Source organism: Pseudomonas sp. S07E 245 (assembly GCF_019599025.1).
In the GTDB taxonomy this organism is placed as follows: Bacteria; Pseudomonadota; Gammaproteobacteria; order Pseudomonadales; family Pseudomonadaceae; genus Aquipseudomonas; species Aquipseudomonas shirazensis.
The window spans coordinates 3,807,898-3,830,943 of the sequence record NZ_CP080625.1 but is presented as its reverse complement, the minus strand read 5'-3'; the positions used below and the strand labels follow the sequence as shown (position 1 = coordinate 3,830,943).

The following is a 23,046-nucleotide window of genomic DNA, read 5'->3' as shown; positions in this document are numbered from 1 at the left end:
AAAGCCTTGCTCCACCACCAGTGGTACACTGCACGCCACCTAGCCTGAATATAAAGAGGGGAGACCGTGCTGCACTTTCCCCCAGCGTTCCTGGACAAAGCATGAGAATACTGATCATTGGCCCCAGCTGGGTCGGCGACATGGTAATGGCGCAGACCTTGTTCCAGTGCCTGAAGCAGCAGCACCCTGAGTGTGAGATCGACGTGCTGGCGCCCGAATGGAGCCGGCCGCTGCTCGAACGCATGCCCGAAGTGCGCCAGGCCTTGAGCTTCCCGCTCGGCCACGGCGCGCTGGAGCTGGCCACGCGCCGGCGGATCGGCAAGTCGCTGGCGGGCCAGTACGACCAGGCGATCCTGTTGCCCAATTCGTTGAAGTCGGCGCTGGTGCCGTACTTTGCCAGCATCCCCAAACGCACCGGTTGGCGCGGCGAGATGCGCTACCTGTTGCTCAACGACGTGCGCAAGCTGGACAAGGCGCGTTACCCGCTGATGATCGAGCGCTTCATGGCCCTGGCCTATGCGCCCGGCGCCGAGCTGCCGCAGCCGTATCCGCGGCCAAGCCTGCAGATCGAGGCGCCGAGCCGCGACGCCGCGCTGGCCAAGTTCGGCCTGGCGCTGGACCGGCCGGTCCTGGCCTTGTGCCCGGGCGCCGAGTTTGGCGAGTCCAAGCGCTGGCCGGCCGAGCACTACGCCGAAGTCGCCGACGCCATGATCCGCCAGGGCTGGCAGGTCTGGCTGTTTGGCTCGAAGAAAGACCACCCGGTTGGCGAAGCCATCCGCGAGCGGTTGATCCCCGGCCTGCGCGAAGAGTCTTACAACCTTTCCGGCGAAACCTCGCTGGCCGAGGCCATCGACCTGATGTCCTGCGCCGATGCGGTGGTTTCCAACGACTCAGGGCTGATGCACGTCGCCGCGGCGCTTAACCGCCCGCTGGTGGCGGTGTACGGCTCGACCTCGCCGGGCTTCACCCCGCCCTTGGCCGAACAAGTCGAAGTGGTCCGCCTGGGCCTGGAATGCAGCCCGTGCTTCGACCGCACCTGCCGCTTTGGTCATTACAACTGCCTGCGTCTGCTTGAGCCGGGCAAGGTCATTGCCGCGCTGCATAATCTGGCTGGGCCGAACCGTATCGATGTTCTGGCTGAGGTCGACTGAGTGCGGGTTCTGATCATCAAGACGTCTTCGTTGGGAGACGTGATTCATACCTTGCCGGCGCTGACCGATGCCGCTCACGCCATCCCCGGCATCCGTTTCGACTGGGTGGTGGAAGAGGGTTTTGCCGAGATCCCGAGCTGGCACCCAGCGGTCGACCGGGTGATTCCGGTAGCGATCCGGCGCTGGCGCAAGAACATCTGGCAGACCCTCAAGAGCGGTGAATGGAAAGCCTTCAAGCAGCGCCTGCGCGAGCGCCAGTATGACCTGGTGATCGACGCCCAGGGCCTGGTCAAATCGGCTTGGCTGACCCGTTATGTCAAGGCGCCGGTGGCTGGGTTAGATCGCTTCTCGGCGCGTGAAGGCCTGTCCAGCCGCTTCTATGACCGGCCGTTGTCGGTTGCGGTCGGCCAGCATGCGGTGGAGCGCCTGCGCCAGCTGTTTGCCCTGGCGCTGGCTTACGACCTGCCCGAAGGCATCGGCAACTACGGCCTGGACCTCGACCGTCTGCAATTGCCACCCACGGCGCCGTTCGTGGTGTTCCTGCATGGCACGACCTGGGCAACCAAGCATTGGCCAGAGGCCTACTGGCGCGAGTTGGCCGAACGCATGGGCCGGCGCAACCTGCAGGTCTGCCTGCCGTGGGGCAATCAGGCCGAAAAAGACCGTGCCGAGCGCATCGCCCAGGGCTTGAGTAATTGCCAGGTACTGCCCAAATTGAATCTGGTAGGGGTGGCTCGCGTGTTGGCCGCCGCCAAGGCCTGCGTGGCGGTGGATACCGGCCTGGGTCATCTGGCTGCAGCACTGGATGTACCGACCATTTCCCTGTTTGGACCCACCAACCCTGGTTTGACCGGCGCCTACGGACGTGTCCAGGTCCACCAGGCCAGCGACTTCCCTTGCGCGCCCTGCCTGCAAAAGAAGTGCACCTATAAACCGAGCGCCGAGGATCTGCGCCGGTTCGATATCAAACGCGAGTGGCCGCTGTGCTTCACTCGCCTGAATCCCGAGCATGTGGCGAGCCGCTTGAGCGCGTTGCTGCTGGCTGAGGATGTTCGTTAATGCAACTGGCTTTCGTACTGTACAAATACTTCCCGTTTGGCGGGCTGCAGCGTGACTTCATGCGCATTGCCCTGGAGTGCCAGCAGCGTGGTCATCAGATCCGCGTCTATACGCTGATCTGGGAGGGCGAGGTTCCGCCTGGCTTCGAAGTGCTGGTGGCGCCGGTCAAGGCGATCTTCAACCATCGCCGCAACGAGAAGCTCAGCGCCTGGATGGCCGCTGACCTGGCCAAGCGCCCGGTCGACCGCCTGATCGGCTTTAACAAGATGCCCGGACTGGACGTCTACTACGCTGCCGACGGCTGCTTCGAAGACAAGGCGCAGACCCTGCGCGGCAGCCTGTACCGGCGCTGGGGCCGTTACCGCCACTTCGCCGAATACGAGCGTGCGGTGTTCGCCAAGGATGCCCGCACCGAGATCCTGATGATCTCCGAAGTGCAGCAGCCGCTGTTCATCAAACACTACGGTACACCGGTGGAGCGTTTTCATCTGCTGCCACCAGGGATTTCCCAGGACCGTCGGGCGCCGGCCAACGCCGCTGAAATCCGTGCGCAGTTCCGTCAGGAGTTCAAGCTTGCTGACGATGACCTGCTGCTGGTGCAGATCGGCTCCGGCTTCAAGACCAAGGGCGTCGACCGCAGCCTCAAGGCGCTGGCTGCGCTGCCGGCGGCGTTGCGCAAGCGCACCCGGCTGATGGTCATCGGCCAGGACGACCCCAAAGTGTTCCAGCTGCAAAGTGCCGGGCTGGGCCTGGGCGAGCAGGTGCAATTTCTCAAGGGGCGCAGCGATATCCCGCGCTTCCTGTTGGGTGCTGACCTGCTGATCCACCCGGCCTACAACGAAAACACCGGCACCGTGCTGCTCGAAGCGCTGGTCGCCGGCTTGCCGGTGCTGGTCTCGAAAGTATGCGGTTATGCCCATTACATCGCCGAGGCCGACAGCGGCCTGGTGCTCGATGAGCCGTTCGCGCAGGAGCAGCTCGACCGCTACCTGCAACGCATGCTCGAAGACGGCGAGGCCCGTGCGGCCTGGTCGCGCAATGGCCTGGCGTTTGCCGACAGCGCCGACCTCTACAGCATGCCGCAGCATGCCGCCGATGTGATCCTTAACCAGGAGCGCGCATGAAGCTGATATTGGCGCAGCCGTTCCAACGGCTGTGGGCCGGGCGCGATGCCTTCGAGGCCGCCGAGCAACTGCAGGGCGAAGTGTTCCGCGAACTGGAAGGCCGGCGCACGCTGCGCACCGAGGTCGAGGGCGCAGGTTACTTCGTCAAGATTCACCGTGGCATCGGCTGGGGCGAGATCTTCAAGAACCTGTTCAGCGCCAAGCTGCCGGTACTCGGTGCCGGCCAGGAATGGCGCGCCATCCAGCGCCTGCATGAAGTCGGCGTGCCGACCATGACCGCAGTCGCCTACGGCGAGCGCGGCAGCAATCCGGCGCAGCAGCACTCGTTCATCATCACCGAAGAGCTGGCGCCGACCATCAGCCTGGAAGACTTCAGCATCGACTGGGTCAAGCAGCCGCCGCTGCCGCGCCTCAAACACGCGCTGATCGCCGAAGTGGCGAAGATGACCGGCGGCATGCACCGCGCCGGGGTCAACCACCGCGACTGCTACATCTGCCATTTCCTTCTGCATACTGATCGCCCGGTGAGTGCCGACGACTTCAAACTGTCGGTAATCGACCTGCACCGCGCCCAGACCCGCAGCAGCATCAGCCGCCGCTGGCGCGACAAGGACCTGGCCGCGCTGTACTTCTCGGCGCTGGATATCGGCCTGACCCGGCGCGACAAGCTGCGCTTCCTGCGCGGTTACTTCCAGCAACCGCTGCGTCAGATCCTCACCGAGGAGGCGCGCCTGCTGGCCTGGCTCGAAGGCAAGGCGCAGAAACTGTACGCGCGCAAACAACGCTACGGGGATGCACTCTGATGGCGGGCTGGACGCTGCTGCCGGAGTATCAACACCTGGCAGCAGATTTCGGCAGCCTCGAGGCAGTGTTCGCCATCGACGGCGAGCGCCTGACCCGCGACCCGCTCAGCGAAGTGGTGCGGATCCAGCGCGATGGCGTGTACTACTACGTCAAACGCTATACCGGCGCCGGCAAGCACTTGCGCCGCTACCTGGGCCGGCCGCGGATCAAGGCCGAGTGGCAGAACCTCAAGCAGTTCGCCAAGTGGGGCATTCCCACCGCCGAAGTGATCGGCTGGGGCCTGGAGCGCAATGGCCTGGCCTTTGGCCGTGGGGCGATGATCACCCGCGAGCTGCCGCGTACCGAAGACCTGTCCGAACTGGCCAAGCGCAATGATCCGCGCCTGGCCGACCGCGCTTGGGTCGACCACGTCAGCCGTCAGTTGGCCCGGCATACGCGGGTCATGCACGACAACCACTTCACCCATAACGATCTGAAGTGGCGCAACCTGCTGGTGGACGATCAGGGCACGCTATTCTTCATCGATTGCCCGACCGGCGATTTCTGGCGCGGCTTCATGCTCCGCCATCGAGTGATCAAGGACCTGGCCTGCCTGGACAAGGTCGCCAAGTATCACCTGTCGGCGACTCAGCGCCTGCGCTTCTACCTGCAGTACCGCGGGCACCAGCGGTTGAACGCGAGCGACAAAAAACGGGTACGCGAAGTGGTGCGCTTTTTCGAGGGAAGGGAATGACCGACTATCTGGCCAGTAGCGAGCTTGCCCTGCTGCAACGCCACGGCTTGAACGATTTCGAAGCGCTGTGGGCGCTGCAACTCGATGCGGTGGACGAACCCAATACCGGCCGTGGCGGCTGGAGCAGCGTGTTTCGCCTGGAGCTGGAGGGCAAGGGCTACTACCTCAAACGCCAGCTCAACTACTTCACTCGCACCCTGCATCGGCCCTTCGGTGAGCCGACATTTGCCCGCGAGTTTCGCAATATCACGCGCTACCAGAAGCTGAAGATCCCGGCCTTGCAGGCGGTGTTCTACGGTGAGCGCAAGGGCAACGGCGAGCACCGCGCGATGCTCATGACTCGCGCCCTGGATGAGTGGAACGACCTCGACAGCCTGCTGGCGCAGTGGCCGCAACTGGCCGCCGAAAAACGCCTGGGCATCCTCCAGGCCTGCGGCCAACTGGGGCGTACCTTGCACGCCGCCGGTCAGGTGCACGGTTGCTTCTATCCCAAGCACATCTTCCTGCGCGAGCGCCGCGAAGGCTGGCAGGCGCAACTGATCGACCTGGAAAAGACCCGGCCGCTGCTGCTTGGCATGCGCGACCGGCTGAAAGATCTGGAACCTTTGCTGCGCCGTGCCCGCGCCTGGAGCGAAGGCGATGTGCGCAGTCTGCTGGCGGCCTATCTGCAGCAACCGGCCGACAGCGCGCTGGTGACTACCTGGCTGCAGCGGCTGGTGCGCCGCCAGCATGAAAAAGAGGCCCGTTGATGCGTTTGTCTGAACTCAAGGCGGCTGGGCGCACGCCGAGCCTGCCGCTGAACATTACCTTGGCCGATGCTGCTGGCAGCGCTGAGCTGCAGCTGCTCAGCCTGCTGCGGGTGCTGCCTGGGCAACGCTACGTCGGTGCTGGTATTTGGCGCGGCAAGCCGGTGCTGGCCAAGCTGCTGGTCGGCAGCAATGCTGCACGGCATTTTCAGCGCGAGCTGGATGGCGTCAAGCTGATTGCCGCGCAAGGCTTGACCACTCCGCAACTGCTGGCTGACGGTCTGCAAGAGGGCGAGGGCGGCTGGCTGTTGTTCGAGTACCTGGAAAACGCCCAGAGCCTGGGCGCTGCCTGGGCTGAGGTCGAGGCGCTGGCGCCGCTGGCCGATGAGCAGCAACAGGTACTGGGAGAGGCGCTTGGGGCGGTTGCGCAGATGCACGCCAAGGGCTTGTGGCAGGCTGATCTGCATCTGGATAACCTGCTCCGCCACGGTGGCCAGCTGTACCTGATCGATGGTGCCGGGATCAAGGCCGAGACGCCGGGGCAAAACCTGTCGCGCCCGCGCGTGCTGGAAAACCTCGGCGTATTCTTCGCCCAGTTACCCAAGCGCCTCGAGCCGTTCACCGAAGAGCTGCTGGTGCATTACCTGCTGGCCAACGGTGAGCACGCGCTGCCGCTGGAAGCCCTGCAGAAGCAGGTCGACAAGGTTCGCGCCTGGCGCCTCAAGGACTTCCTGGACAAGGCCGGTCGCGAGTGCAGCCTGTTCAGCGTCGAACGCAGCCTGTCTGGCCTGCGTGCTATCGATCGTAGCGAAGTGGCAGCCATGCAGCCGGTGCTGGAGCAGGCCGATGCGCTGATCGCCCAAGGCCACCTGTACAAGACCGGTGGCGCCGCAAGCGTTGCCCGGGTCGACGTTGGCGGCCGGCCGCTGGTGCTCAAGCGCTACAACATCAAGAACACCGTGCACTGGTTGAAGCGTTTCTGGCGCCCGAGCCGGGCCTGGCATTCGTGGATCGAAGGGCAGCGTCTGCGCTTTCTCGACATCGCCACGCCAAAGCCGCTGGCGGTGCTTGAACAACGGGTCATGGGCCTGCGCAGCCGTGCCTATCTGGTCACCGAATACGCCGATGGACCGGATCTGCTCGAGTGTTTTGCGCCCTTCGTCACCAGTGGCGATGCGCCCGACGAGCAGTTGCAGGCCTTGCTGAGGTTGATGCAGCAGTTGATCCGCGAGCGCATCAGCCATGGCGATATGAAAGGCCATAATTTGTTCTGGCAGCACGGCCAATGGTCGTTGATCGACCTCGACGCCATGTGCCAGCACGCCACTCAACTCAGCTTCGCGGCTGCCTATGCCCGTGACCGGGCGCGCATGCTGCGAAACTGGCCGAGTGACAGCGCCTTGCACAAGCGGATTGATCAGCTGTTGCCGCGGCTCGCCGAATAGGCTTCGGGCAGCGCCAGCCAGTCGCTGCTGCGGCCCGACTGGCGCACCCGGATGCGCCATTCGTCCGCCTGCCAGCGTAGCACCGCCCAAGGCTTGACGCCTGTCTGCTCAGCCGGGGGAATCAGCAGGTGGTACTGGTCTGCCAGCAAATGCCTGCGCAAGCCCAGTTGCCCGCTGCGGGTCTGCAGGTACAGCTGCTGGCCATCAGCGTGCAAGCCCGCTGCGCTGCTCAAAGGGGTGCCGGCGCGGGCTGGCGTGAGCAGGCAGTCATGACACAACGCTGCCAGATCTGGCAGGCCGTCATACCAGAGCACAGGTGAATCGATCACCCACTCGCCGCTGCGCAGGCGTTTGATCGGCTGCTGTAGATAGGCATCCGGTTGCTCAGGGTCGATAACCCGCCAGCGTTCGCCATCGAAGCTGACTTTGTAATGACTGCCGTGGTTGTCCCTGACGAAGTACAACGACAAGCCCCCAAACGCCGAAACCTGCTCGTAGACACCGATGTCATGCACACCATCGATGCGATAGCGCAACGAGCTGGTGTCGACATTGACTTGGTAGCGGGCCGGCAATGGCAGTGGCGGTTGCTTGGGCAAGCCGCGCAGCGCTCGGCGCAGGACGCTGGTAGCGAAGAAGCTGCCGCCCGCATCCGTGGCATGGCTGATGGTGTTGTAGAGATGGCGCAACACGCCTTCCATATCGCCTCGCTGGTGTGCCTGGATGCCATCGCAGATGTCCAGGATCATTCGCCCGATCGATAACGCCATGAGGGGCTTGGCAGGCAGTACCAGGCTTATCAGGTCCAGCAACCGCCAGGACAGGTCGATGACTGACTGAACATTGACCTCGCGGGTCGTCCGGCTGCTGGTGTCGACTGCTGCAAGTTGGGCGCGGACCTCTGCCATATACAATGCGAAGAACAGATCGTCGTGAATGGCTGGCAGGCGTAGAGAACTGCCCAGGCCCCCTTTGAGCAACAGCCGTTGCAGCTCGCTCTCCTCGACCTGTGGTAGCCGAGCGGCCAGGTACTGGCGCAGCGCCGGTTTGTCGCGCAGGGTGCGCAGCAATTGCCGGGTGCTGGAAAACTCGCGCCAGTTGCGTCGGTCTGGCGCGTCTGGGGTGTACATGAGAAACGACGGCACACTGCCTTGTGCAGTGTTTATCAGTAGCACCCCCTGCACCGTATGGCCCTGGATCAGTAGCTGCCGCACCACGACCGTATGGCCATCTACCGGCGGGCGGAGCGCGTTGTGGGGTTGGTCCAGTACCGCCGTTGCCCAGCGGTAACCACGCTCGGCGCGATGTTCGGCGAAGTGCCCGGCATACCGGGCCTTGACCGCTTCGGCACGCATTCGGGCGCGGTTGATTCGAGTATGGGCCAGCAGGCGCCAGCGGCCCGTGCGCGAGTCGACCAGTTGGGTGTAGAGAAAATCTGCATAGCGCCCGCCGGCATTGAGGCTGCGCACCAGTGTCTTCACGTAGGCCGGCGTCAGCTCCGGGGGCAGCGTGCGTGCCTCGGTATGGCTGACACGGGCGGTCAACCAGTAGTCGTAATTGAACCAGGCGAGGTTGACCAAGGCCAGATCGTCCAGTGGCAAGCGCTCGGTGACCATCTCAATGGTTTCATTGCCGACCTGTTTGAGGCCTTGCCAGGTAATGAACAGGGATGGGTTGAACGGGTAGGGCTGCGGCCCGACCTGGCGGGCGCGCGTGATGCTCACCGTTATGTCCTGTGGTAGTAGTTGCAGGCCGAAATCATCGAGCAGGCGCTCTTGCAGGCGGGCTCGCGTCCATGTCCTGAGATCGTTCTGCTGAATAAACTGCGCTTGGGTGGGGATGCCTGGAGCCGCTGCTCTTTCACTGGCCACCACCAGTTCCTGCATGGTCTGCATGATGTGGCTGAGGCTTTGCGTGTCAGCATCGCGCAGCCATGCCGGCATGTGTTTTTCCAGTAACCGCGAATAGCGCGTGTTCAGCGTTGCCTTGCTACCAAGATCATCCTCGAGCCTGAGTGCCGCCATGACCTGCGCGTGTCGCGTGGTGGTCGATGACGGCTGGTCGTCGCCCCATAGCGACGGCAGGTTCAGGCGCTGGCGCTGGGTGTCGATCAGTTGCTGTACCTGCGCTTCGATCGGATCATCGGCATACCACTCATAACGCAGACGCTCAGCCAGACGCGCCTGCTCGGCGGATTGCGGGTCGGCGTACAGGTGCAGCAACGTGCTGCTGAGTAGAGGGTCGTCCAGCCGTTCGCACAGTTCGTCATGCAAGGCCTTGAGCGAGGGAAATACCTCGATGCCTTGTGACAGGCAGCACAGCAGTGCCTCGCCGGTTTCGCTGTCGGCGTCGAGCAGCGTGCCCTCAGGGGTGCCCGCGACGATCACCATCACCCCCGGCAGGTAGCTGCGCCAGTTGGGCTGCAGGTTCACCAGCAGGGGCCGGTAGACCTGAGGTCGGTGTGCTGCCGCTATCTGCTGGCGTTGCCAGGCGCGCGGTTGCTCGATGCAAGTGCGCAGCGGTGCGGCCTGATCGGCGCTCAGCGTGTCGTCAGTGATGCGCAGGTCGATTTCGGCCAGCAGGTAAATCTGGCGCAGGGCGATCAGCGACTGCTTGCGGTTCAAGCCTTGAGCATTGAGTTCTGACCAGTAGCTGGCCAGGTTGCTGTGGAGCTTGCGTCGCGTCTGCAGATCATTGTGCAGCGGCTGCTCGATGACCGGCAGGGGTTCGAGCAGCGCCTTGATCTGGCCGGTGAGTGTTTGGATAAGTTCGAGAGGTTGCATGGCCCGCTCCTTGTCATGGGGGACCCTGCATCCTAGGTACGGCAAACCTGCTGTGGTTGTAGCCAGATAACTCAACTGCGCCTGATCAGTGCCCGCACGCCGAGCACGCCAGGAATGCCCAGGCCGACCCAGGCCAGAACATCCCAGCCATCGTCACCCAGCAGCGCGGCGAACAGCCCCCCTGCACCCAGCAGCGCGATCAGCACAGGCCAGGTAAAGATCCGCCAGGTGGATTGCGAGCGATGGCTCATGGCTTGGCCTTCGCGCCGGTACGGCGCTTGCCCCACCAGAGATAAACGCCACTGGCGAGCACGACGATGGTCAGCACGTCGAGCAGTGCCCAAAGGATCTGCATCGGCCGTCCGCCGTAGTCGCCAAAGTGCAGCGGTTGCGACAGGCCCATCGCGTCCATGTACCAGGGCCGCTCGCCGACTGCTGTGACGGCGAGGGTGGTGGCGTCGATCAGGACTGGGGTGAACAGGTGCGAGGTCAGATGCGTGGCGCCGTTCATGAACACGGCATAGTGGTGCTCACTGGAGAAGCGTGTGCCGGGGAATGCGATGAAGTCGGCACGCATCCCCGGTGCAGCGGCAGTTGCGATCTGCAGCAGCTGGCTGGCCGACGCACGCTCGGTCAGCGGCGGCGCGTCGCGGTAGGGTGCAACCATTGCTGCCAGGCTGTCGTTGCGCCAGGCGGCGATGACCAGGTCAGCACAGGCACTGATCACCCCGGTGACGCCAACCACCAGCGCCCAGGTCAGGGTCACGATGCCGATCAGGTTGTGCAGGTCGAGCCAGCGCAGGCGCGGCGATCTGTCCTGGCGCACGCTGGCGAACGGCAAGCGGCGCATGAACGGCGCATACAGCACCGTGCCGGAGATGATCGCGACGACGAACAACAGGCCCATGAACGCCAGCCATAGTTTGCCGGCAAGCCCTGCGAACATGTCCACGTGCAGGCGCAGGATGGTCATCATCAAGCCGCCGTTGGCAGCCGGCATGGGCACGGCTTCGCCGGTACGCGCATCGAGCATGAAGGTGTGCGAGTCGTTGGGATCGCTGCCTGCCGTGGCGGCAGTGATGGCGACTACGCCGTTGGGCTCGTCCTCGTCATAGCCGAAGTACTGCATGACTTCGCCAGGACGATACTGTTCTGCCTTGAGCACCAGTTGCTGCAGGTCCAGGTGCGGGGTATCGGCAGGCATCTGGCGCAGTACGGGGGCGTCGCCGAGCAGGTGTTCCAGTTCGTGATGGAAGATCAGCGGCAGGCCGGTGATTGCCAGCAACAGCAGGAACACGGTGCATACCAGGCTGCTCCAGGTGTGGACCTGCGACCAGCGGCGGATGGTGAGGCTTTTCATCTTTTCGGGCTCTTGACGAGGGCGTCAGTGGGCATGCCAGACTGCGGCAGGCCCGCTGAGCGTTGCATCAGAACTTGTAATTCACGCTGGCGACCACGTTGCGCTCGTCGCCGTAATAGCAGTAGTAGCCATCACAGGTCGACAGGTAGTCCTTGTTGAACAGGTTCTTGGCGTCTACCGCGACGGTTACGCCTTTGAAGGAGTTGTTCAAGCGGCCAAGGTCGTAATGCACGGAGGCGTCATAGACGGTGTACGAGCCGACATGGCCCCAGTCGCTGTTGATCGTGTTGCCGTAGGTATCGCCCACATAGCGTACGCCGACACCCACCCCGAAGCCGTCCAGCGCACCGCTGTGCCAAGTGTAGTCCGCCCAGGCAGTGGCTTGGTTACGCGGTACTTGAGCCATGCGCTTGCCTTCTTCAGCGCTGAGCCCTTTGACGATTTCGCTATCGTTGTAGGTGTAGGAACCCACCAGCTTGAGGTTTTCGTTGACGTCGGCAGTGGCTTCGAGCTCCACGCCCTTGACCCGCACTTCGCCTACCTGGCGGGTCACGCCGCCTTCGGTAACCGAGATGTTTTCCTGGGTCAGGTCAAACACGGCTGCGCTGAACAACGCGCTGCTGCCCGGTGGCTGGTATTTGATGCCCAACTCGTACTGCTTGCCCTCGGTGGGTTTGAAGGCAGTGGTGCTGTTGACCACTGAACCCATGGCCGCCTGGAATGATTCGGCATAGGAAATATACGGCGTGATGCCGTTGTCGAAGACGTAGCTCAGGGCGGCGTTGCTGCTGAACTTCTTGTCGCGCTGGGTGCTGGTGGCATCACCCTGATTGTGGAAGGTGGTGCCGGTGTGAACCCAGTCCTCACGACCACCGAGGGTCAGGCGCCAATTGTCCAAGGCCATCTGGTCTTGCACGTACAAGCCGGTCTGTTGGGTCTTCTGGTCGTAGTCGTACATGTCGAAGTACTGGACGTTGGAGAAGTCCTGACCATAGATCGGGTTGTGGATGTTGCTCGCCGGCACGCCAGCCGAGCCCCAGCGCCAGCGAGCATTGCTGTCGGAGCGTTGGTGATCGAGGCCCAGCAGCACGGTGTGGCTGACGACGCCGGTGTTGAAGTCGGCCTGGAAGTTGTTGTCCACGGCAAACTGGCTGATGTCTTCTTCAACGATACCGGCGGTGCGTTGCACGGTGCCGTCGGCGCTTACCGCTTCATCCGGACCGGCGGGCCAGATCTGACCGCCTGCAGTAATACCCTTGAAGTCCAGCTCGTTGCGCGCGTAACGCAGGTTCTGGCGGAACTGCCAGACATCGTTCAAACGGGTCTCGAAGGCGTAGCCCAGGTGATAGTAAGTGCGGTCGTAGGATTCCCAGTCCGGATCACCGAGGTTCTTGTGATGGGAAATCTTGCCCGCCGGGCTGTCGAGCTTGGTGCCCTGCAGCGGCAGGAACTGCCCGGTAATGCCGGTATCGTCGCGGGTGAACTGAGTGATCAGGGTCAGCTTGGTATCGTCGTTGATGTTCCAGGTCAGGCTTGGAGCCAGGTTGTAGCGCTTGTCTGGAATGTGATCAACCGGGGAATTGCTGTCACGCACCGTGCCGCTGACGCGGTAAAGAAACTCACCTTGCTCGTCGACTTTGCCGGTGCTGTCGAAGTTGATCTGCTTGTGTTGATTGCTGCCAGCCTGCACTTCGATCTCGTGTGCACTCTGCGCCTGCGGCCGGCGCGAGGTCATGTCGAGCAGACCGCCGGGCGGCGTCTGCCCGTAAACCGATGAAGCCGGCCCGCGCAACACGGCGATGCGCTCCAGGTTCCACGGCTCGATCTTGGGAGTCGCGTAATTGCCTCGGGGCAACGGCAGGCCGTCGAGGAACTGGGTCGGGACAAAACCTCGCACCAGCAACCAGTCGTTGCGCGAGTCGGAGCCGTAGCCGCTGCTTTGTACGCCAGCGGTGTAGCGCAAGGCGTCGTTGAGGCTGAGCACCGGGCGATCGTCCATCTGCTGGCGGGTGATCACCGAGACCGAGCGCGGCAGTTCGGCGATGGCGGTGTCGGTCTTGCTGCCGGCTGCGGTGCGCGTTGCCGTGTAGCCGTCGACCGCGCCCCATGCGCTTTCATAGCTGGAGTTGGCATTGATACTTGTCTCCGGCAACGCCAGGCTGCCTTCCGGCGTGGCCACCAGGCTGTAACTGCCGACACTGCTCTGCTGCAGTTGCAGGCCGCTGCCGCGCAGGGCCGCCTGCAGTGCGCCGAGGGCATCGTACTGGCCTTTGACCGGCGCCGCGGTGCGCCCGCTGACCAGGGCTGGGTCGATCGCCAGGGCGATACCCGCCTGGCTTGCGATCTGATTCAGGGTCGTCGCCAGTGGCGCGCTGGGCAAGTCATAGGCGAGTTGCGATTGCTCGGCAGCATGCAGAGCAGGGCTGGCCATCGGGATAGACAGGGCAATCGCCAGAGCCATCAGGCTGGGGCGCAGGATACGATCAACGGCACGGGACATGCAGCGGCTCCTCGACGGATAAGTGCTTTGTGCTTCCTTGCCGGGCGAGAATTGAAAAGTGACAGGGGCCTGTCGAAATAAATTTATCGGCGCTGCCGCTAGCGGCTCATTGCGCGACGACCTTGACCCACCATGGCGTGCGCTGCTCGACCTTGACCGGCAATGCAGGGGTCAGTGAGGCCAGTGCCAGGTCGATATCGGTCAGCGGGAAGCTGCCGGTCACGCGCAGGTCGGCTACCTCGGGCGCGACGCCCAGATGGCCGCTGCGGTAGCGGCCCAGCTCAGCGATAAGATCTGCCAGGCGCACGTTGTCCACCACCAGCATGCCGCGGGTCCAGGCATCGGCGCCGGCCGCAACCGGGCTGATCTGGCTGAGGCCATTGGCCGTCATCATGACCTGCTGGCCTGCTGCCAGGACCTGCTCATCTGCACGGTTGGACGGCATTGCCGCGACTTGCGACTGGAGCACTTCAAGACGCGTGCCTTGCGCTTCGCGCTTGACCAGGAAGCGTGTGCCTAGTGGGCGCAGGCGACCATCATCGGTACGCACCAGCAGCGGCCGCAGGTCGTCATGGCCGGTTTCAACCGAGATTTCGCCCTGATGCAGAACGATCACGCGCTGGCTGCCTTCGAAATCGATATCCACGGCGCTATGGGTATTGAGGCTGAGCAACGTGCCGTCTTCCAGGCGCAGGGTGCGCAATTCGCCGGTGGCGGTGCGCTGATCTGCCAGCCAGTAACCCGGCGACAGCGACGGTGCATCGAGTTGCAGGACCAGCGCGGCGACCAGTAGCACGCTGGCGAGCCCGCCGCCAAGGGTACCAACCCGCCGGCGCAAGCTGACCCGCGACTGCAGCAGTGCCTTGCGCGCTGGGCCGACTGCGGCGCTGAAACGCTGGTCGAGCATGCCCAGTTGGCGCCAGGCGCGAGCGTGCTCTTCGCTGGCAGCGTGCCAACGTAGAAACTCACTACGCTGCTCTGGCACGCCGGGGCTGTCGTCCAGGCATAGCTTCCAGGCGATTGCAGCGTCCAGCACCTTGTTCGAGACCGGGCTGGTGCTCACGTCGGCTCGCCATACAGAGCGATGTAGCACTGGCGCATCCCCTGGGCCAGATACTGACGCACACGGGAGACGGAAACGCCCAGACGCTCGGCGATTTCGGCATGGCCCATGCCATCCAGGCGGTTGTGCAGGAACGCAGCGCGGGCTTTGCTCGACAGTTTGCCAAGCAAGCGGTCGATGGCCTTGAGGTCTTCGAGAATCAGTAGTTGCAGTTCCGGCGAGGGCTGTTCGGCTTCGGGCATCTGCGCCAGTTCAGCCAGGTAAGCCTGCTCCAGCGCAGCCCGGCGGAAATGATCGAACAGCAAACCCTTGGCCACTGCAGCAAGAAACGCCCTTGGCTCACGCGGCACCGGCAACTGGTCACGCCCGAGCAAGCGCACGAAGGTGTCCTGACTCAGGTCTTCGGCGCGTTGCTGGCAGCGCGTGCTGCGTTGCAGCCAGGCCAGCAGCCAGCTGCGGTGGTCGCGATAAAGCGCACCGATCAGATCAGCATGTGGACTGTGCGCAGACGGCAAGAGCGTTCCCCGGAAAGAATGCGTTAACTAACGATAATTATTCGCGATTGTTACAGAGGCGGGTGGCCGCACGCAATCCACGTCTATCGGATAGCTATTACCAACTGTGACTCTGAGCCTTGCGCCGCCGCCATTGCTGCAGGCGCGTGCTCAGTTGCAGGGGGCTGTCGAGCTGCTGCCGGCGGGCCTGGCTGAACAGGATCAGGGCCAACTCGGCGGTGACCTGGGCGTCGGCACTGGCGTGATGGCGCTCATCCACCTGCAGGCCGAAGTGGCCGATCCAGTCGTCCAGGCCGGCCTCGCGCATTACCGTGTCGGGGTTGAGCATCGGCGCGATTTCGGCCACGTCGTAAAAGCTGTGCTGCAAGCGATGGCCAAGACTGTCTTTCAAGGCGCGGCCGAGCATGTGCTGATCGAACGGCGCGTGGAACGCCAGCAGTGGGCTGTCGCCGATGAACTCGAGCAACTCCAGCAGCGCCGTTGCCGGCGCTGAGCCGGCGGCCAGGGCATCCGGGCCGAGGCCGTGGATCAACACGCTGGGGTTGGTCTTCTGCGCCGGGCGGTGCAAGGTGCGTTCGAACTGCTGGCTGAAATCGATGGCGCCGTCTTCGATAGCCACTGCGCCGATCGACAGCACCTGATCACGGTTTAGGTTGAGCCCGCTGGTTTCCAGGTCGATGACCACCCAGCGCTGCTCGCGCAGCGAATGCACGCCTGGCGGCGCTGGCTTGGGCAATTGCGCCAGGCGCTGGCGCATGGCCGGGTCGACGGCGGCAGGCAGGGAAGGGCGCAGCCAGGTAAACAGACTCATAGCTGATACCGCAGGGCCAGGCTGCTTTGCAGGCGTTGAGCCTGGCGCAGCGACTCACGCAGGATGCGTCGATCGAGCTGGTTGAGGCTGTCCGGGTCAAGCCGGTTGGAGTAGGCCTGGTTGGCGCGGCTCTGGCGTTGATGCTGCTGCATGCGGGTTTGCTGGATGAAGTGGTATGCCTCTTCGAAGGCGGCGCCGTCCAGGGCATCGATGACTTCTCTGGCGACCAGCTGACGCAGGCGTTCGAGGGTGTTGCAGGCGCCAATGCCGTTGGCCAGGGCGAGCAGACGGGCGCCGTCGACAAACGGCGTCAGGCCCTGCACCTTGAGGTCGAGGGTGGCGGCCTTGTCGTTGCCTTGACGGGTCAGTACGAAGTCGCGCAGGCGCCCCACCGGTGGCCGCTGGCGCAAGGCATTGTCGGCCATCATGCGCTGGAAAATGCGATTGTCGCGGACCTGGGCAAGCATGCCCTGGCGCAATTGTTCGACCGCCTGCTCATCGCCCCAGACCGCGCGCAGGTCAAAGTAGATGGAAGACCCGAGCAGGTTTTCCGGGCTGGCCTCGCGGACGAACCCGGCAAAGCGCCGCGCCCACTCGCTGCGCGACAGGCACAGGTCGGCGTTGCCGGCCATGATATTGCCTTGGCACAAGCTGAAACCACACTGCGCCAGGCACTGGTTGATGTACTGCGCCAGCGGCAGCAGAGCGCGCCGATGGGCGTCGGCCTGGGCAGTATCGTCGGCCTCGAACAGGATGCCGTTGTCCTGATCGGTGAACAGGGTTTGTTCACCGCGGCCTTCACTGCCAAAACACAACCAGCTGAATGCTACGCCGGGATCGCCACGCTCGGCCAGGGCCAGCTCGATCACCCGGCACACGGTGTGGTCGTTGAGCAGGGTGATGATCTGGGTGATCTGCGTCGACGAAGCACCGTGGGCGAGCATGCGCTCGACCAGCTGGCTGATCTCGCCGCGCAGCGACACCAATGTGTCCAGCCGTGGCGCATGGCGGATGGTGCGCGCCAGATGGACCAGGTCGACCCGCTGCAAGGAGAACAGATCGCGTTCGGACACCACCCCGCACAGGCGCCGCTCATGTACCAGGCAGACGTGGGCAATATGTCGTTCGGTCATCGCCATGGCCGCATCGAACGCAGTTGCATCCGGCGCCAGGTAAAACGGCGCGGCGGTCATGTGCAGGGCAATCGGCGCGCTCAGTTCGGCGCTGGCATCGGCCACTACCTGACGCAGGTCGCGCAGGGTGAAGATGCCGATCGGAAAGCGCTGCGGATCGATGATCACGATGCTGCCGACCTGCTGTTCGTGCATCAGGCGCACCGCTTCGCGCAAGGGCATGTCCGGAGTGCACACCACCGGGTGACGCATGGCCAGCTCGCCCAGAGGTGTATTCAGGGAATATTGGCTGCCGAGATTTTCTACCGCACGGTGGCGCACCTGCTGATTAACCTGATCGAGCAGGCTGCTGACGCCGCGCAGAGCAAAATCACGGAACACATCCGACATCGAGAACAGGCGAATGAACGCAGCTTTGTTCAGCTGCAGGCAGAAGGTGTCCTCGCCGGCAACGTGCTCGGTGCGGGTCGCACGCTCGCCAAGCAAGGCCGCCAGCGGGAAGCATTCGCCGCTGGTGATCTCGAAGGTGGTTTCTACCCCGGCCTGGCTGACGTGCTGGCGCTCACCGACGACCCGCCCTTGCTTGACGATATAGAAGTGCTCGACCGGGCCATCGGCGGGCTTGATGATGCTTTCGCCGCTGGCGTGGAAGCGCAGTTGGCACTGCTCCACCATAAAGGCCAGATGGCTGTGTTCCATCTGCTTGAACGGCGGAAAGCGCTGCAGGAACTGCAATGTGCCCTGGATGTTCTGCAACACCGCGGTTCTGCCGGCTTGGCTGTAGGCGTCCTTTTTACTCATGAGCTGACCGTATCGCTGTGCCGAACTATATATATCTAACTATATATAGTGAAGTCGGCCTTGTTGTTCTCGGTCCCCATGGTCGGCTGGCGGCCGGTTCGTGCCCATTGGACGTAAGTCTATGAGGGCATAACGCCCGTTCGGCGACGTTGGCTGCACGGGCGGATAGCACATTCGGCGAATTTGTGGTCATACGCTGTGCAGACGATATTTCAACGGGAAGACCATGGGTGAGCATGACGACATTCTGAGTGACGCCGAGCGCGAGGCGTTGGCCTTGGTCAGCGCGCCACCGCCGCAACTGCCGCTGGTGCTGGTGGTCGACGACGACATCCTCAGCCGTAGGGCCCTGGCCTGGTATCTGAATCGCAAAGGTATTCGCTGCATCAGTGCGTCGAGCGCATTGGCTGCGTTGCGGGCACTCAGGCGTGAACCGCGTATTGGCATGATGATCACCGATCTGCGCATGGGGCCAGTGGATGGGCTTGAACTGATCAAGCAGATTCGCAGTTCGGTGCGGGCAGATTTGCCCATTGTGGTGGTGTCGGGGGAGTCGCAGGTGCCAGAGGCCGTCAAGGCGATGCACCTTGGGGTGCTGGACTTCATGGTCAAGCCGCCGGATCTGGACAAGCTGTTGCGGCTGGTGAGGAAGGAATTGCGGATTGAGTGAAGCTAGGGCCGCAAAGCGGCCCTAGCATTCTCCACTTACAGCCCGTTGCGCGCCTTGAACTCGCGGCGGCGACGGTGCAGCACCGGCTCGGTGTAGCCGTTCGGCTGCTTGGCACCTTCGAGCACCAACTCCAGCGCTGCCTGGAAGGCAACGTTGTCGTCGAAGTTCGGCGCCATTGGCCGGTACGAGCTGTCGGCAGCGTTCTGCTGATCGACCACTGCCGCCATGCGCTTGAGGCTTTCCAGCACCTGCTCTTCGCGCACGATGCCGTGGCGCAGCCAGTTGGCGAGCAATTGTGCGGAGATACGCAGGGTCGCGCGGTCTTCCATCAGGCCGACGTTGTTGATGTCCGGCACCTTCGAACAGCCCACACCGTGGTCAATCCAGCGCACGACATAGCCGAGGATGCCCTGGGCGTTGTTGTCCAGCTCGTTGCGAATTTCTTCGTCGGACCAGTTGGTGTCGGCTGCCAGCGGGATGGTCAGAATGTCATCGACCGAGGCCGGCGGGCGCTTGGCCAGTTCCGCCTGACGCGCCTGCACATCAACCTGGTGGTAGTGCAGGGCGTGCAGTACCGCGGCGGTCGGTGACGGCACCCAGGCGGTGTTGGCACCGGCCAATGGGTGAGCGATCTTCTGTTCGAGCATGGCCGCCATCAGGTCAGGCATGGCCCACATGCCCTTGCCGATCTGGGCACGGCCTTGCAGGCCAGTGGCGAGGCCGACATCGACGTTGTTGTTCTCGTAGGCGCCGATCCACTTCTCGTTCTTCATGGCGCCCTTGCGCACAACGGCGCCGGCTTCCATCGAGGTATGGATTTCGTCACCGGTACGGTCAAGGAAGCCGGTGTTGATGAACACCACGCGCTCGGCCGCAGCCTTGATGCACGACTTGAGGTTGACCGTGGTACGGCGCTCCTCGTCCATGATGCCAACCTTCATGGTGTTGCGCGGCATCTGCAGCACGTCTTCGACGCGGCTGAAGATTTCTGCGGCAAACGCCACTTCTTCCGGGCCGTGCATTTTCGGTTTGACGATATAGACGCTGCCGGTGCGGCTGTTCTTGCGGGTGGTGGTGCCCTTGAGGTTGTGCAAGGCGATCAGGCCGGTGAACAGGCCATCCTGGATGCCTTCCGGGATCTCATTGCCCTGCGCGTCGAGGATTGCGGGGTTGGTCATCAGGTGACCAACGTTGCGCACGAACAGCAGCGAGCGACCGTGCAGGCTTACGCTGCCGCCGCCGTTCGGTGCGGTGTACTCGCGGTCCGGGTTCATGGTCCGGGTGAAGGTCTTGCCGCCCTTGCTGACGCTTTCGGACAGGTCGCCTTTCATCAGGCCCAGCCAGTTGCGGTAAACCACCACCTTGTCGTCGGCATCGACTGCAGCAACCGAGTCTTCGCAGTCCATGATGGTGGTCAGGGCCGATTCCATCAGGATGTCTTTGACGGCGGCGGCGTCAGTGCTGCCGACCGGGGTGCTGGCGTCGACCTGGATTTCGAAGTGCAGACCGTTGTGTTTGAGCAGGACTGCGGTTGGCGCCGCGGCCTCGCCACGGTAGCCGATCAACTGTGCATCGTCGCGCAGGCCGCTGTTGCTGCCGCCCTTGAGCGCAACCACGAGCTTGCCGGCATCGATGCGGTAGCCGGTGGAGTCGACGTGCGAGCCAGCAGCCAGTGGCGCAGCCTGGTCGAGGAAGGCGCGGCCAAAGGCGATGACCTTGTCACCACGGACCTTGTTATAGCCCTGGCCTTTTTCGGCGCCACCTTCTTCGCTGATGGCGTCGGTGCCATACAGCGCGTCATACAGCGAACCCCAGCGCGCGTTGGCGGCGTTGAGGGCGAAGCGCGCGTTCATCACCGGTACTACCAGCTGTGGGCCGGCCATGCTGGCGATTTCTTCGTCGACGTTTTGCGTGGTTGCCTGGAAGTCTTCAGCTGCTGGCAGCAGGTAACCGATTTCCTGGAGGAATGCCTTGTAGGCTGCGGCGTCGTGAGCCTGGCCTTGACGCGCCTGGTGCCAGGCGTCGATCTGGGCTTGCAGCTGGTCGCGTTTGGCGAGCAGGTTTTTATTCTTCGGAGCGAGGTCGTTGATGATCTTTTCCGCACCGAGCCAGAAATCCTTGGCGACGATGCCGGTGCCTGGAATGGCTTCGTTGTTGACGAAGTCGTACAGCACCTTGGCGACCTGAAGGCCACCGACTTGAACGTGTTCAGTCATTGCTTGCCTCACTCTGCTCAGCTATTTCGCTCATCGTATTAAGCCTGTAGCGCTTCTTCAAACACGCACCAGTACATGCCCGCAGGCGGCTGGGTGCGGCCTGCCAGACGCGCTGGCGGGCGGTTTGCGTATTTTCACAGGCGCCATCGGCAGACATCCAGCGACGTTTTGTAGTCCGCGTCGGGGCATACTACATGAAGCAGCAGGCGGGTGAACATCAGACTAAAAGCGTCGCTGTGCGACCATTTGGTCGCATAGGGTCACGCTGGGAAGCCGCATGTTCGCAAAAAACAGGTAGATTGTTCCAGATAAATCTTGAAACAGTACACGATTAGTCATTCAGACTGCCCTGCGGCAGGTTGCCACAGCTTGCCTATACTCACTCGATTGCCAGCCTTTGCGCCATGTTCGGCCTGGCTGAAACCTTGGCAGGGCAGAGGAGTACGCAGTGGACCACCTAGTATTGACCGTGATCGCCCCCGACCAGGCTGGGCAGGTAGAACGCATTGCCCAGTGCATCGCCAGCCACAACGGCAACTGGCTGGAAAGCCGCATGTCGCGCATGGCCGGGCAGTTTGCCGGGATCCTGCGGGTGGCGGTGCCGGCTGAGTCCCACGCTGAATTGGTCAAAGCGCTGGAGCAACTGATCAGCCACAACATCCGCGTACTGGTCGCCGAGAGCGGCGCCGAGCCTGCGGCTAACTGGAAGCCAATCAGTATGGAACTGGTGGGCAATGACCGCCCAGGTATCGTTCGCGACATTACCCGATTGCTGGCAGACAAGGGGGTAAATCTGGAGCGCTTCACCACTGAAGTACGCCCGGCGCCGATGAGCAGCGAGCCATTGTTCCACGCCAACGCGCTGCTGGCGTTGCCGATGGCGCTTTCGTTGGAGGATCTGCAGCAGAGCCTGGAAGCGCTGGCCGATGATTTGATGGTCGAACTTGAGCTGCGCGCCGAAGAATAGTCCACAGCCAGGGCGGTGCGGTTATCCCTGATTTACGGGGACGTCCCTGTGGATAACCTGGGGGCGTACCGCTTCAGCCCAATGCCCATGCCGCTTGCCGAGGATTGAGCAAAAAACGCTCAGTAATCAGGCGCTTGTGCACAAAGCGCGGGGATCAGCATGTGGATAACCTCTGGAGAGGTTGCTGCAGGCCACGCCAGCTGTGGCCTGCAGGCTTTTGGTTATTTATTGATCAGGTGCGCTTGCTCACTCTAAGCCAGGCATCCACGCTGTACAGCGCCAAACCGGCCCAGATGAACATGAATGCGACCAGCGTGCTCGACGACAAGTGCTCGTCGAACAGCAGCACCGCCTGCAACAGCACCAGGCTCGGTGCCAGGTACTGCAGGAAACCCAAGGTGGTGTAGGGCAGGTGTCGCGCGGCTGCGTTGAAGCACACCAACGGGACCAGCGTGACCGGCCCGGCGGCAATCAGCCAGAGCGCTTCAGTGCTGCTGAAGAAATCCCCCTGCGTGCTGCTGGCAGCCGGGTGCAGCAACAGCCAGCCCGCAGCCAGCGGCACCAGCATCCAGGTCTCCACTACCAGCCCGGGCAGTGCCGCGACGGGTGCCTGCTTGCGGATCAGCCCATAGAAGCCAAAGGTCAGCGCCAGCACCAGCGACACCCACGGCAGGCTGCCGACCTGCCACACCTGCTGTGCGACCCCGACCGCTGCCAGGCCGACCGCCAGCCACTGCAGTCGCCGCAAACGCTCGCCGAGCAGGAGCATGCCCAGCAGCACGTTGATCAATGGGTTGATGTAATAGCCGAGGCTGGCTTCGAGCATGCGCCCGTTGTTTACCGCCCAGACATAGGTCAGCCAGTTGCCGGCGATCAATGTGCCGCTCAAGGCGAGGATTGCCAGGCGCTTGGGGTTATCGCGCAACTCGCGCCACCAGCCGGGGTGCTTCCACACCAACAGTAACAGCGAACCGAACAACGCCGACCAGAGCACCCGGTGGACGATGATCTCGACCGCCGGCACGCTCTGAATGGCTTTGAAGTACAGCGGGAACAGGCCCCAGATGATGTAGGCCGTAAGGCCGAGAATATACCCGCGACGCGGGTTTGCAGCGTGCATGCCGAATCCTTGCTTAGGTAGCTAAATAACAGCACCTATTGTAGA

General features: G+C 63.1%; 19 protein-coding genes. 9 read left to right on the top strand and 10 right to left on the bottom strand.

Translation table 11 applies throughout. The annotated features are described in order from the left end of the window. The first annotated feature begins 101 nt into the window (after positions 1-101). From waaF to K3F44_RS17645, 7 genes are read left to right on the top strand one after another with little or no spacing between them, the layout of a single operon-like run. Positions 102-1,151 (top strand): lipopolysaccharide heptosyltransferase II, encoded by a 1,050-nt coding sequence (gene waaF, locus K3F44_RS17675; protein ID WP_188036797.1) that lies wholly within the window; start codon positions 102-104, stop codon positions 1,149-1,151. After that, positions 1,152-2,210 carry a lipopolysaccharide heptosyltransferase I gene (gene waaC / locus K3F44_RS17670; RefSeq protein WP_150573398.1) on the top strand — a complete coding sequence of 353 codons (1,059 nt, stop codon included), beginning with the start codon at positions 1,152-1,154 and terminating at the stop codon, positions 2,208-2,210. Next, on the top strand, positions 2,210-3,334 hold the full coding sequence (locus K3F44_RS17665; RefSeq protein ID WP_188036796.1) for a glycosyltransferase family 4 protein: 1,125 nt from the start codon (positions 2,210-2,212) through the stop codon (positions 3,332-3,334). Before waaC ends, K3F44_RS17665 begins: the two co-directional genes overlap by 1 nt. Further along, complete coding sequence (gene rfaP, locus K3F44_RS17660) at positions 3,331-4,137, top strand: lipopolysaccharide core heptose(I) kinase RfaP (RefSeq protein WP_101322444.1); 807 nt, start codon at positions 3,331-3,333, stop codon at positions 4,135-4,137. The genes K3F44_RS17665 and rfaP overlap by 4 nt, the downstream gene beginning before the upstream one ends. After that, on the top strand, positions 4,137-4,871 hold the full coding sequence (locus tag K3F44_RS17655; RefSeq protein WP_150571141.1) for a lipopolysaccharide kinase InaA family protein: 735 nt from the start codon (positions 4,137-4,139) through the stop codon (positions 4,869-4,871). The genes rfaP and K3F44_RS17655 overlap by 1 nt, the downstream gene beginning before the upstream one ends. Further along, a complete protein-coding gene (locus K3F44_RS17650; RefSeq protein WP_150571142.1) occupies positions 4,868-5,620 on the top strand; it encodes a lipopolysaccharide kinase InaA family protein in 753 nt (250 codons plus the stop codon). Before K3F44_RS17655 ends, K3F44_RS17650 begins: the two co-directional genes overlap by 4 nt. Then, a complete protein-coding gene (locus K3F44_RS17645) occupies positions 5,620-7,062 on the top strand; it encodes a lipopolysaccharide kinase InaA family protein (RefSeq protein ID WP_220632676.1) in 1,443 nt (480 codons plus the stop codon). The genes K3F44_RS17650 and K3F44_RS17645 overlap by 1 nt, the downstream gene beginning before the upstream one ends. Here K3F44_RS17645 and K3F44_RS17640 read toward each other — a convergent pair. From K3F44_RS17640 to K3F44_RS17605, 8 genes are all read right to left on the bottom strand, one after another. Further along, the gene (locus tag K3F44_RS17640) at positions 7,035-9,845 is read right to left on the bottom strand and encodes a dermonecrotic toxin domain-containing protein (protein ID WP_220632675.1); all 2,811 of its coding nucleotides are present in this window, start codon (positions 9,843-9,845) and stop codon (positions 7,035-7,037) included. The two genes, K3F44_RS17645 and K3F44_RS17640, sit on opposite strands and share 28 nt — an antisense overlap. Before the next feature lie 71 nt (positions 9,846-9,916). After that, a complete protein-coding gene (locus K3F44_RS17635; RefSeq protein WP_101322439.1) occupies positions 9,917-10,096 on the bottom strand; it encodes a hypothetical protein in 180 nt (59 codons plus the stop codon). Further along, positions 10,093-11,205 (bottom strand): PepSY domain-containing protein, encoded by a 1,113-nt coding sequence (locus K3F44_RS17630; RefSeq protein ID WP_220632674.1) that lies wholly within the window; start codon positions 11,203-11,205, stop codon positions 10,093-10,095. The genes K3F44_RS17635 and K3F44_RS17630 overlap by 4 nt, the downstream gene beginning before the upstream one ends. Before the next feature lie 67 nt (positions 11,206-11,272). Beyond that, positions 11,273-13,705 carry a TonB-dependent siderophore receptor gene (locus tag K3F44_RS17625; protein WP_101322437.1) on the bottom strand — a complete coding sequence of 811 codons (2,433 nt, stop codon included), beginning with the start codon at positions 13,703-13,705 and terminating at the stop codon, positions 11,273-11,275. Between the two features lie 106 nt (positions 13,706-13,811). Then, positions 13,812-14,768, bottom strand: a complete 957-nt coding sequence (locus K3F44_RS17620) for a FecR domain-containing protein (protein WP_101322436.1) — start codon at positions 14,766-14,768, stop codon at positions 13,812-13,814. Next, positions 14,765-15,283 carry an RNA polymerase sigma factor gene (locus K3F44_RS17615; protein WP_150571148.1) on the bottom strand — a complete coding sequence of 173 codons (519 nt, stop codon included), beginning with the start codon at positions 15,281-15,283 and terminating at the stop codon, positions 14,765-14,767. Before K3F44_RS17615 ends, K3F44_RS17620 begins: the two co-directional genes overlap by 4 nt. 97 nt (positions 15,284-15,380) lie before the next feature. Further along, complete coding sequence (locus K3F44_RS17610) at positions 15,381-16,094, bottom strand: PolC-type DNA polymerase III (RefSeq protein WP_101322434.1); 714 nt, start codon at positions 16,092-16,094, stop codon at positions 15,381-15,383. After that, positions 16,091-18,028, bottom strand: a complete 1,938-nt coding sequence (locus K3F44_RS17605) for a putative nucleotidyltransferase substrate binding domain-containing protein (protein WP_101322433.1) — start codon at positions 18,026-18,028, stop codon at positions 16,091-16,093. The genes K3F44_RS17610 and K3F44_RS17605 overlap by 4 nt, the downstream gene beginning before the upstream one ends. A gap of 226 nt (positions 18,029-18,254) precedes the next feature. On the opposite strand from K3F44_RS17605, the gene K3F44_RS17600 reads away from it, so the two are divergent. Next, positions 18,255-18,698 (top strand): response regulator, encoded by a 444-nt coding sequence (locus tag K3F44_RS17600; protein ID WP_101322432.1) that lies wholly within the window; start codon positions 18,255-18,257, stop codon positions 18,696-18,698. A gap of 35 nt (positions 18,699-18,733) precedes the next feature. Here K3F44_RS17600 and K3F44_RS17595 read toward each other — a convergent pair whose 3' ends face one another. Continuing rightward, positions 18,734-20,914 carry a malate synthase G gene (locus K3F44_RS17595; RefSeq protein WP_220632673.1) on the bottom strand — a complete coding sequence of 727 codons (2,181 nt, stop codon included), beginning with the start codon at positions 20,912-20,914 and terminating at the stop codon, positions 18,734-18,736. Positions 20,915-21,362: 448 nt separating this feature from the next. Here K3F44_RS17595 and K3F44_RS17590 point away from each other — a divergent pair, with 448 nt between their 5' ends. Beyond that, positions 21,363-21,881 carry a glycine cleavage system protein R gene (locus K3F44_RS17590; protein ID WP_220632672.1) on the top strand — a complete coding sequence of 173 codons (519 nt, stop codon included), beginning with the start codon at positions 21,363-21,365 and terminating at the stop codon, positions 21,879-21,881. Positions 21,882-22,113: 232 nt separating this feature from the next. Here the strand turns inward: K3F44_RS17590 and rarD are convergent, their stop codons facing one another. Next, the gene (gene rarD / locus K3F44_RS17585) at positions 22,114-23,001 is read right to left on the bottom strand and encodes an EamA family transporter RarD (protein ID WP_101322429.1); all 888 of its coding nucleotides are present in this window, start codon (positions 22,999-23,001) and stop codon (positions 22,114-22,116) included. Positions 23,002-23,046 lie beyond the last annotated feature (45 nt).